We start from the raw sequence: 9561 nt of genomic DNA on the forward strand, positions 1-9561 counted from the left end.
GGATCTGCTGCTCTGACCGTCGCGTTTCCGTCAGCAGCCGAGAGGCAAGCAGCTTTGCAGCGGCGATGTCACCTGCCGCGCAGGCCTCACGCAGCAGCACCTGGACGGCCGCGGCCTGCATCAGGTCATAGGCCATGCGCCAGTCCCAGGCACCGCCGGCATCGCTGCCATGGAACGTCTCGCGCATGATACGCGCGAGCGCTGAACTGCGCAGGGGCTGGTTGTCGATCTCCGTGCCGATCTGCGCGAGGGCAGAGGTGAGATCAGCGTCGGAGATTGAGAGAGCCGGGTTCGCCGGTTTGGGCTTGGTCATGGGGATTTTCCTTTGGATCAGGGTCTGAGTTCCAAAGGACAAAAAGCCCGCTTTCGCTTTTCGGGGTGATGAGGTCAGACCGCGCTGACCTCCAAGGCTTGGTCAGGGCTTGGGTTCGACCTGCCGCTTCGCATCAATCAAGGCCTGCGCGGCCTGCATTACCTGAACCTGTGAAGTTCCAGCGCGCGCATCCTCAAGCGCGGCCTGTACCTGCGCACGAAACCACGCGTCATACGAATTGACATCAGCCGCCACGGAAATGCTCCTCGAAACCGAGGTGCGGCTGTTCCTTACCCGTTGGGTCCATTGCGCTTTCTCCGACTATACTATGGGTTGATGCTACATCACCCACAGTGGTGCCGTAAACGGCAAGGCCGTAAGGTTCACAGCTAACGGGGCCACTTACCGATCGGTCGCCGCTTCAAGGGACGTCTCGAACCGCTTGTCCGCAGCCGCAGCTTCTTCCAAGAGCGCGTCGAAATTGTCAGGTGGATTGCCATCTTCCAGCATCCCTTTGAACGTCGCATAAGCATCTGTCTTGCTGCCGTAGGCGCGCAGGGTCTTGTCGTCGTTCACCCATGCCACCACGATGACCTTGGCATCGCTGTTGAACCGGTAGAACAACCGATACTGCTGGAAGAATTTCGCCCGGAACCAGTGTTTGCGGTGATCGCCGAGTGTACTGCCTTGCCGGAACGCCGCGGCACCCGGATCCGCCGGTATGGCCTCGGTCACCAGCTTGAAGATGGCGGCCAGCCGTTTCGCAGAATTTTTCTTGCGCCAGGTCTTGGGATCGCGAGCCTTACGCGCCTCGACCTCCAGGATCAGCCCTTCGAGCTGGTCCAGAAAGAGCGGATGCGCATAAATCGACCATCCGTTTACGACAAGGGGCGCTTGGGCGGGCACGCTATCGCCGCTCATTCATCCTCGAGCGATAGCGGCGCATCGAGATCGACGTCAACGTCTCCGACCAGTGCTGCAAGACGGTCATGCAAAGCCCCATCGAACGCCCGAATGCGGTCCGGATGCGCCTTGATATCGGCCTCGACAAAATCGAGAAAGGCGCCGAGCGCAGGATCATCCTCGTCGCTGCGCACGGGCTCGATATAGACCCTGCCACTCGGCTCGGTACAGTAGCGAATCTGGTCGCCCTTGCCCAGCTTGAGCTGCTTACGCACACCGGCCGGCACGGTCGTCTGATACCGATCCGTGAGTTTCGAGACGTCTTGTGCGAGCGCTGTCATGGCAGTCTCCTGAAAGAATGGGAATCTTTGTTGCCTGCGACAGGTAATGCATTTGCATTGCCTTGTCAAGGCAAGCCGCAGGATCTGCTGTCACCGGGCAGGTCGATGAGCTGTCCGGTGCAGCACCTATTCTCGCCCCGCGAGATACTCCGCCAGCACTGGGCTGACCGCGCCCTTCGCGGAGCTGAGCAGCTCAGAACCCGCAAGCGTGGCCTTCGAGAGGCGTACGAGCCCGCCGGTTTCCTCGATCCGGTAGCAGCGGCGTTTTTGCCGCCCCCGCTTGTAGTGGGTCGCAGTGACGATCTGGCAGGTGCTGCCATCGGTGAGCGTCACAGGGGTGGCGAGCCTGATCTTGTCGCCTTCCTCGTAGTCCGGGATCGACGCCCAATCCCGGCAACGCTGGCGCCAGTCCTGGGCGTAGCTGTCCGGGTCTTTCAGATCGGAGAGAAGCTCGATCAGCCCAAGGGGAGCACGACACTCGTTCGGTCCCGCGCTTTCCTCCATGTCCTTGTAACCCCAGCAGCCGTCATCGTATCGCGTTAGGAAGACAGCCCCGAAAGTGATGGAGCCATCAGGATCGGTCACATAGGTCGCGTCCTCGACAGGGGTGCCATCAAGATTGGTGACCCTTGCCGCCGCATACCAGGTCGAGCCGACCTTGCAGGCTTTGACCAGTTCGGTTTTGCGCGTGTCGCCCTCGAAAGTGCAGAGCCGCGCAATCTCCGCCTTCTCATCCGCGTAGGATTTGACACGACCGTCGGTGTAGAACAGCCATCCCATCAGGCAGCCCTCCGGTCGTCGAGTTCCATCAGCGCATCGAGCGGCACGCGGTAGGGCTGCATCGCGTCGAAATCCTCGCAATTGCCGCAGTTCTGAACGATCGCGAAGGTGTCGCAGGCATCCTTGAGGATGACCCGGAAGGTACCGCCAAGACCTGAAGGCACCTCGTAGGTCCCGCCGATCAGATAGTCCGAGGCCCGGCGCACGAAGACGCGGATGCTGTGGCCATCGGTGGCGAGCCGGATCGCCCCCTGCCCCCGATCGATGAGCGCCTGCACATCGTCAAGGATGTCCGTGTAGAACTGGCCGGTCAGATCGCGAAACGCCATGCGGCGCTGCGCCATCCAGTCGGTATCCCGAAACGGGTTCATGCCGTCGGCGAAGGCGAAGGACGGATCGGCCTGCTCGGTCGTGACGATGCGGGTGGTTGTGCCGTCGATGCCGTTCGAGCGCAGATGCACGCCATTGCCGACGATGAGGATCAGGGCCGGCCTGTCCACGGGCCCGTTCCAGTTGGGCAGGAAGGTTTTGCAGGCGCGCGCATGGGCGATCTGCGCCGCAACAGCGGAGGCAGAGAACTTGAGAATAGCCATGGGGATGTCTTTCGGTTGGGTATGAGAAGATCGACCCGCGCAGGCGTCATGGCTCGCGCGGGTCGCGTGAGGACTCAGGCCGCTTGCGCGATCTCGCTGTCAGGCTCGGGAGATTGCGAGGCATGCTCCGCCTCATCACAGGCGACGCCGGCGGTCTGCATCATGGGCGGGCACCAGGCGGCCACAGCAGCGCGCTGCGCGTCCGTGAGCGTCGCGAAAGGCTCGGCGAAGAGCTTGTCGCAGAAGGCGACGATCTCTTTCTTGCTCGACGAGGCCAGCGTCACCGCCTCCTGGGCCAGACCCAGATCTTCGCCGAGGATCTTCAGGAGCCAGGCCTTCTTGAAGCGGTTGAAGAGCGCCGCATTTGGCGTCCAGTGGGCGCGGATGTCGGGCATGATCTCGATCTCGAAGTCATGCATCAGGCTGTCGCGCTGGCGGTCCCGTGCGAAGCAGGACTGCGTCGTGCTGGCGGTCGCATAGGCCACGAGCTTGGCCTTCTCGCCGGCCTCCAGCGCGCGAAACGCCGCGAACTGATCGGCGGGCGAACGGTTGTCATCGAGCCAGGAGAGGTCCAGCGCATCATGCGCCGCCGCCACCTGCTCAAGCGAGGTCTCGTCGATCTCGTCCATTTTGGCATGGCTGCGGTATTCCTTGCGGGCATCGATCTTGATCGCCTGCGTGACGCTCATGCCGCTGGCCAGAACATCACTGACCAGCTTGAAGAGCGTCAGATCGAGCGTGGCCTCGGGATGCAGCGCCATCGCGGCGCCGAGGGCCATGGCCCGCTCCGTCTTGAGGTCCTCTGCCAACGAGGCCGGGTAGCTGATTTCACCAGCGTCGGGGGCCTCCTCTCCGGTGGTGTTGGTCGACGAACCGCGCGCGCCCTCCTCTTTCACGGTGTCCTCGGGGCGCACGAGGCCGATATGGAGCGTAATCTTTCCACCCTGCCACGACGCGATCACCCCGGACCGCGCGAGGTCCTCGGCGCTATAGGCCTCCTGCAGATCGCGCGCTTCGTCTTCCAGAGCGTCCACGCGCTCGTAAAGGGCATTGTAGGCATCGTCTTCGAGCCCCTCATCCTCCATCTCGAGCTGCAGTTTCTCAAGCTCGGCGGTGATCTCATCGATGCGCTTCTGGCTCGCCTCATCCGGCTCGATCGGGCTGGGATAGACTCGGCCATTGTCGGCCATGGTCGCGTAATCATACCGCACCACCGAATCGGCCCAAGCAAAGCCCAGCTTTATGCGGGCCTCCTCGGCGGCGGCCGCGAGCTTCTCGAGCAGGATGGTTTCGACCAGCGCAGCGTCTTCCAGCACCGAATGCTCTTCCAGGAGATCGGCCGCGATGGCCCCGCCGCGGGCCTCGTATTCCTCGCGCACGAAGGCCCCGATATCATCGCTGACCTGCACCCCGCGAGTCTTGAGCGCCTGACGGACAGTATAGGCCTGCAGGTAGCTGTCTTCTTTGGTCAGCGCCTCATAGACCTCCTTCTGCACCTCCTGGCTCGGATGCTCGGCAAAGGCCTTCATCGTGTCGAGCGTAATCGTCTTGGCTCGGGCCGCCGCGCGAATGTCGGGATGAATGAGACCGTAGCGCAGGCGGCCTTTCACGGCAGCGACTGTGGTGCCGAAGGTCCTGGCGATGGTCTCGGGGGTCTGGCCATCGACCTCCATCATCCGCGCAAAGGCCTCGAATTCGTCGATGGCGTTCATCGGCGCTTGCGTGATGTTCTCGGCGAGCGACAAGGCCGTGGTGACGTCGCAGTCCTCAGGGACAAGGCGGCAGTCCACCTTGGTTTTCCCGGTGAACCCCTTGGCGGCCTTGTCAGCGACCAGGTCCTTCAGCGCGGCATGACGTCGGCCACCGGCCAGCACTGCGTACTTGCCGTCGCGCTTCTGGACCAAGAGCGGCTGCAGGAGACCCAGAACGGCAATACTGGCCTTCAGATGGGCGATGTTCTCGGGGTCATAGGTTTCCGGGGAGTTGCTACGCACATTGGCGGGGTGAGCTGACAGATCGCCGATGGCGACGGAAGCGGGTTTGAAACTTGCGGTCATGGGATATCCTTCTTGGTGGGTTAGATGTGGCCCGCGCATGTGCGCGTGACCAATCCCCGAATCCGGGGATCACAACGACACAAGGCCCGCTTTGCCTTTTTGGGGGCAGCGGGCCTTCATCGTCTGAGATGTCAGAGGGAGGCGCCCCCTGCCCTTTTACCAGTCGCGCGCCAGCATGATGGTCAGCACGCGCATGGTGGTGGCAGGATTGTCAGGGGTCTCAGCCCCATAGCGGAAGTCGGAATCCGCCTCATAGAGATCAATTTTCCAGAACACCGTCTCGCCGCGGATCTCAACCGCCCCGAAATCATGCCAGCCTTCGGGATCGTTCTCGGGCTCGAAGGTCTCGAACGCGCCGGTTGCCTTCACCGCCTCGGCCATGAAGCCGTCGCCAGCCTCCATAATCGAGCGGGTGACATGCATGCGGCCCTGGATGGGCTGCGCGGGCGGTACTCCAAGGCATGCGAGCCTGCGAAACGCGTCGTTCTGCGCCGCGATCACACTCGGATCAGGGCGGTCTGTCTGGGGTTGTGCGGTGATGGACATGGGGTTCTCTCTTGAGAAGTTGAAACACCCTTCCCAAAGCCTGCTTTCCCTTTACTGGCACAAACCGCTCAAGCGGCCTGGGCGCCCTCCCCGGCCCTACCCGCCTCCGACCGTGCGATCAGGTAATCACAGGCGCGCTGCGCATCCGCCGCGTGCTTGAAGATGGCGCCCTTGTCCGAGCGCAGGACCCGTAGTTATCGCGAGGAGGGCATAATGCGGAGGAGAATTTCGTAGCCCGTTTGATTTCAATGTGTTGGGTCGTGGCTGTGCCGTTCTTGCTGCGCATTATTTCAGGCTGGATGTTTCTTGGGTTGATCAATCAAACCAAGGAGGAATCGATGTCCCAATCGCCTTTCAAGGAAATTTCAGAACTTCGCGGCACGCTGCGCCGGCAGCGCTATAGTCCAACTGTCATTCACAATTATTGCCTCTACGCGGGTCAATTCCTCGCTTACCTGGAAGAGCATGCGATTGACCTGCACGACGTCACTCCGGAACTTGTCGCCGAATATCTGCGCTACGCGGTCCGGCAGTTTCAAATGGACCGCGGGCGCGCACCGGGGTCCAGCTGGGCATCGATACCGCGGTCGGGGATTTACGCTTTGCTGCGCTCCGCTCTGCCGAAATGGCCGCCGGCTCTGCCTGCTGCAAACGAAGCGGAGCGTCTCACCCGCGAGGTTTGCGACCAATATGAGCGATGGCTGCGACACGAACGCGGTTTGGCCGAGCCTTCGATCACGGCGCTGATGTGGGAGGCGCGCCACTTCTGCAAATGGCTCATCCAGCGATACAGAAAAGCCGATTTTGCCGATCTGAGCGTGCGCGACATCGATGCTTATATGGATATCAGGGCGCCGGGCCTGACACGCAAATCGCTCAAGGATGTCGCCGAACGGTTACGCGGCTTCCTGCGACATTTGCACCGGAGCAAGCTGCATGCGGACGATCTCTCGGGTCATGTGATTGCCCCGCTTCTCTACGCCCATGAGGGCATTCCGTCGATCCTGACCGTCAAACAGATCGCGGCGGTTCTTGAGCTTGCGGGGCAGGACAGCTCATCCTTGGGGTTGCGTGATCACGCGATCCTGCAGCTTCTTGCCAACTACGGCCTTCGGTCCGGCGAGGTCGGCCGCCTGCAGATCGAGGATATCAACTGGCGGGCGGATACTCTTCGGGTGCAACGCTCCAAGACCAATGCCACGGCTATGCTGCCCCTGATGGAACCCGTGGGGGAAGCGATCCTGCGTTACTTGCGGGACGGCCGTCCGGACGCGGATGTCCGCACCGTATTCCTGCGGAGCCGTGCACCCTATCAGTCGATGAAGGCGGGCGGCCTCTATGGTGTGGTCAAACGGCGCCTCGCTGCCGCCGGAATTGAGCTTGCTGGCAAGCGCGGGCCGCATATCTTTCGCCATGCCCGTGCGGTCAGCATGCTGAGGGCATCCACCCCGCGCAAGATCATTGGCGATGTACTTGGCCACCGATCCCCGGAATCGACAGCGCCCTATCTGAAGCTCGCCACCGAAGACTTGCGTTCGATTGCCATCAACCTTCCAGACCGGGAGGTGAGACAATGAGAGGTTGGCCCGAGGATGGCGATGAGATCATCGAGCACTACATCGCCCGGCTTCCATTGAACTGCGCGATAACGCCAATCTACTATCGGCAAGCGCTGAACAGCTTCCGGCAGGCGGTGTTGCGGTTTGGCGCAACCGGCCGGCAAGCACTTGAATACTGGTTGCGTGAGCGCGGTGAGGTTTGGGCCCGCTCAACGGTGCTGCACCGCGCCCGGATTGTTGCCCGCTTCCTCGATGCCCTGGCGCATGAAGGAAGGATTGGGAGCAATCCGATCTCCGACCTTCGCCGTGACTATAATGCCCACAGTGACACGGGCGTAATACGGGCTTTGATGGCCCCTGATCCCAATCAGGCACTCGAGGCGTTGCGGCAACCTCGACCGTTCGAAAGTTCATTGGGAGAGCTGATGCGCAACCATGTCGAGCGGATGCAGCGCCGAGGTTACCGGTATGAGGCGGCCGACGTCATTTGCCGCCGGTTCGACCGCTTTCTGCAGCAAAGGCCCGATCTTGATGGCAAGCCGTTGGAGACGCTGCTTGCGCAATATCGCCAGACAAAGTCCAATGTAAATCATCCTGTCGAATGCGAGAGACTGGCACGTATCCTGAACAAGGCACTGTGTCATGACGACCCAACTCGCCCCAAACGGCGACCGAATAACCGGCCCGAAAAACAAGTCGTGCGCAGCTGGCGGCGTCCCTATATCTACAGACCCGAGGACATCCAGCGGTTACTGGCAATTGCCCGGACCTACCCATCGCCGCGCGCGCCCTCGCGTCCGATCAACCTCTACACGATGTTGGTTCTGGCCTATTGCGCCGGGCTGCGAATCGGCGAGATCGCAAGGCTGACGCTTGGCGACATTGACATGCAGGCCGGAACAATCGCGATCCGGGAGACGAAGTTCTTCAAGTCCCGCATTCTGCCGCTGTCGGACAGCGCGATGGATGCTCTGTGCGTGCTTCTCGAAGCGCGGCAGAAGGCCAAGGTCTCTCGCAGCCCAGACGCCGGTTTGTTCTGGCACGATCAAAAGAACCGCTATTACTGTCGGGCAACTATCAGCACCCACCTTGTTGCCATTCTGCGCATGGCTGGTCTCAAACCGGCCACGGGCAAGACCGGGCCGCGCATCCATGACCTGCGACATACCTTTGTCGTTCACCGGATCCTCGAGTGGTACCGACAAGGTGTGAACCCGCAGGAAAAGCTGCCGTATCTTGCAACATATCTCGGCCACCGCGATATCAACTCCACGCTGGTCTACATCACGGTGACCCAGGAGCTGCTGTATGAAGCGAGTGAGCGGTTCCGGGCCTTCACCTCGCCCGGCAACGCTGAACCGGCGGAGGTGGCACCATGAAATCTGATCCGCTCCCCCAATTGCTGCGCATGTTCTTCACTGACTGGATGGTCCAGCAACGCAACGCCTCTGTGCATACCATCAAGTCGTATCGGGACACCTGGAGGCTCTTTCTGCAATTTGTCGCGGCCCGGCATGGCAAGCCGGTTGTTCGCCTAGCGCTGAGCGAATTGACCGCGGCGAAGGTCATCGCCTTCCTGCAACATCTTGAGGTCGAACGCGGTGACACAATCGGCACCCGGAACTGCCGCCTCGCCGCCCTGCGCAGCTTCTTCGGCTTTGTGGCAACGCGCGAACCGGAGTTCATGGCGCAATGCGCGGAGGTTCTGAACGTGCCGACGAAAAAGGCACCGATCCGCGCGCCAGATTACCTCGAACCCGAAGAAGTGCAGGCGATCCTGGCTCAACCCGACCGCTCCACGTTGATCGGCCAGAGGGACCATGTCTTGCTGTCGCTGCTCTACAATACCGGCGCGCGCATCCAGGAAGCGCTTGATCTTCGCCCCCAGGCGATCAGGTTCGATGCTCCGGCCTGCGTGCGATTGTACGGAAAAGGCCGGAAAGAACGGATCAGCCCGCTTTGGCCGGAAACGGTCGCCTTGCTGAGGTCGTTGCTTGAGCGAATACCGAGGCCGGCCGATGAACCTCTCTTCGTAAACCGCTACGGCAACCCTCTCAGCGCCTCGGGCGTTCGGTTCAAGCTGGCGGACTATGTCAGGGCGGCTGAAAAGACCGCGCCGACGCTGGCGAGAAAACATGTGACGCCGCATAGCTTCCGGCACGCGACGGCCGTACACTTGGTCGCCGCCGGCGTCGACGTCACGGTCATCCGAAGCTGGCTGGGTCATGTCAGCCTTGAGACCACCAACCACTATGCACAGGCCAACTTGGAGACCAAACGGAAAGCACTGGAGCGGGTCGAAAGACCAAAGACCGATAGTCCGCCATCATGGCGGCGCGACCAGGGCGTGCTCGACTGGTTGGATACGCTCTGACGCGCATCAAAAATTATGCGGAGGAAAGTGAACAGACCGCCAGGGAAACAAAGGCATTGGCGGACTTCCTCCGCATTATGCCGTCCTCGTGATAA

General features: G+C 61.4%; 10 protein-coding genes and 2 pseudogenes. 3 read left to right on the forward strand and 9 right to left on the reverse strand.

Annotated elements, in window-relative coordinates; all coding sequences use genetic code 11:
- The 9 genes and pseudogenes from ACP15K_RS19900 to ACP15K_RS19940 all read right to left on the reverse strand — a co-directional run.
- Window positions 1–313: pseudogene (locus ACP15K_RS19900) on the reverse strand (methylase); the annotation flags it as partial.
- A gap of 102 nt (window positions 314–415) precedes the next feature.
- Entirely contained in the window at window positions 416–568 is a 153-nt protein-coding gene (locus tag ACP15K_RS19905; RefSeq protein ID WP_424991423.1) for a StaA, read from the reverse strand.
- Window positions 569–715: 147 nt separating this feature from the next.
- Entirely contained in the window at window positions 716–1234 is a 519-nt protein-coding gene (locus ACP15K_RS19910) for a type II toxin-antitoxin system YhaV family toxin (RefSeq protein ID WP_424991424.1), read from the reverse strand.
- A complete protein-coding gene (locus ACP15K_RS19915; protein ID WP_036562940.1) occupies window positions 1231–1557 on the reverse strand; it encodes a type II toxin-antitoxin system PrlF family antitoxin in 327 nt (108 codons plus the stop codon). Before ACP15K_RS19915 ends, ACP15K_RS19910 begins: the two co-directional genes overlap by 4 nt.
- A gap of 126 nt (window positions 1558–1683) precedes the next feature.
- Window positions 1684–2337: a DUF6927 domain-containing protein gene (locus ACP15K_RS19920; RefSeq protein WP_424991425.1), complete on the reverse strand. Its 654-nt coding sequence runs from the start codon at window positions 2335–2337 to the stop codon at window positions 1684–1686.
- The gene (locus ACP15K_RS19925) at window positions 2337–2930 is read right to left on the reverse strand and encodes a regulator (RefSeq protein ID WP_424991426.1); all 594 of its coding nucleotides are present in this window, start codon (window positions 2928–2930) and stop codon (window positions 2337–2339) included. Before ACP15K_RS19925 ends, ACP15K_RS19920 begins: the two co-directional genes overlap by 1 nt.
- A gap of 74 nt (window positions 2931–3004) precedes the next feature.
- Complete coding sequence (locus ACP15K_RS19930; protein WP_424991427.1) at window positions 3005–4987, reverse strand: ParB/RepB/Spo0J family partition protein; 1983 nt, start codon at window positions 4985–4987, stop codon at window positions 3005–3007.
- Between the two features lie 156 nt (window positions 4988–5143).
- A complete protein-coding gene (locus tag ACP15K_RS19935; RefSeq protein WP_424991428.1) occupies window positions 5144–5533 on the reverse strand; it encodes a DUF3768 domain-containing protein in 390 nt (129 codons plus the stop codon).
- A 68-nt stretch (window positions 5534–5601) separates the two neighbouring features.
- Window positions 5602–5727: pseudogene (locus tag ACP15K_RS19940) on the reverse strand (ArdC family protein); the annotation flags it as partial.
- 144 nt (window positions 5728–5871) lie between these two features.
- Between ACP15K_RS19940 and ACP15K_RS19945 the strand changes: the two are divergent.
- Genes ACP15K_RS19945 through ACP15K_RS19955 form a run of 3 tightly spaced genes read left to right on the forward strand, consistent with a single transcriptional unit; the run spans window position 5872 to window position 9466 of the window.
- Window positions 5872–7110 carry a tyrosine-type recombinase/integrase gene (locus ACP15K_RS19945; protein ID WP_424990674.1) on the forward strand — a complete coding sequence of 413 codons (1239 nt, stop codon included), beginning with the start codon at window positions 5872–5874 and terminating at the stop codon, window positions 7108–7110.
- A complete protein-coding gene (locus ACP15K_RS19950) occupies window positions 7107–8471 on the forward strand; it encodes a tyrosine-type recombinase/integrase (RefSeq protein ID WP_424990673.1) in 1365 nt (454 codons plus the stop codon). Before ACP15K_RS19945 ends, ACP15K_RS19950 begins: the two co-directional genes overlap by 4 nt.
- Window positions 8468–9466 carry a tyrosine-type recombinase/integrase gene (locus tag ACP15K_RS19955; protein ID WP_424990672.1) on the forward strand — a complete coding sequence of 333 codons (999 nt, stop codon included), beginning with the start codon at window positions 8468–8470 and terminating at the stop codon, window positions 9464–9466. The genes ACP15K_RS19950 and ACP15K_RS19955 overlap by 4 nt, the downstream gene beginning before the upstream one ends.
- Window positions 9467–9561 lie beyond the last annotated feature (95 nt).

Origin of the sequence: Fluviibacterium sp. S390 (genome assembly GCF_049800695.1) — a bacterium.
GTDB lineage: Bacteria > Pseudomonadota > Alphaproteobacteria > Rhodobacterales > Rhodobacteraceae > Meridianimarinicoccus.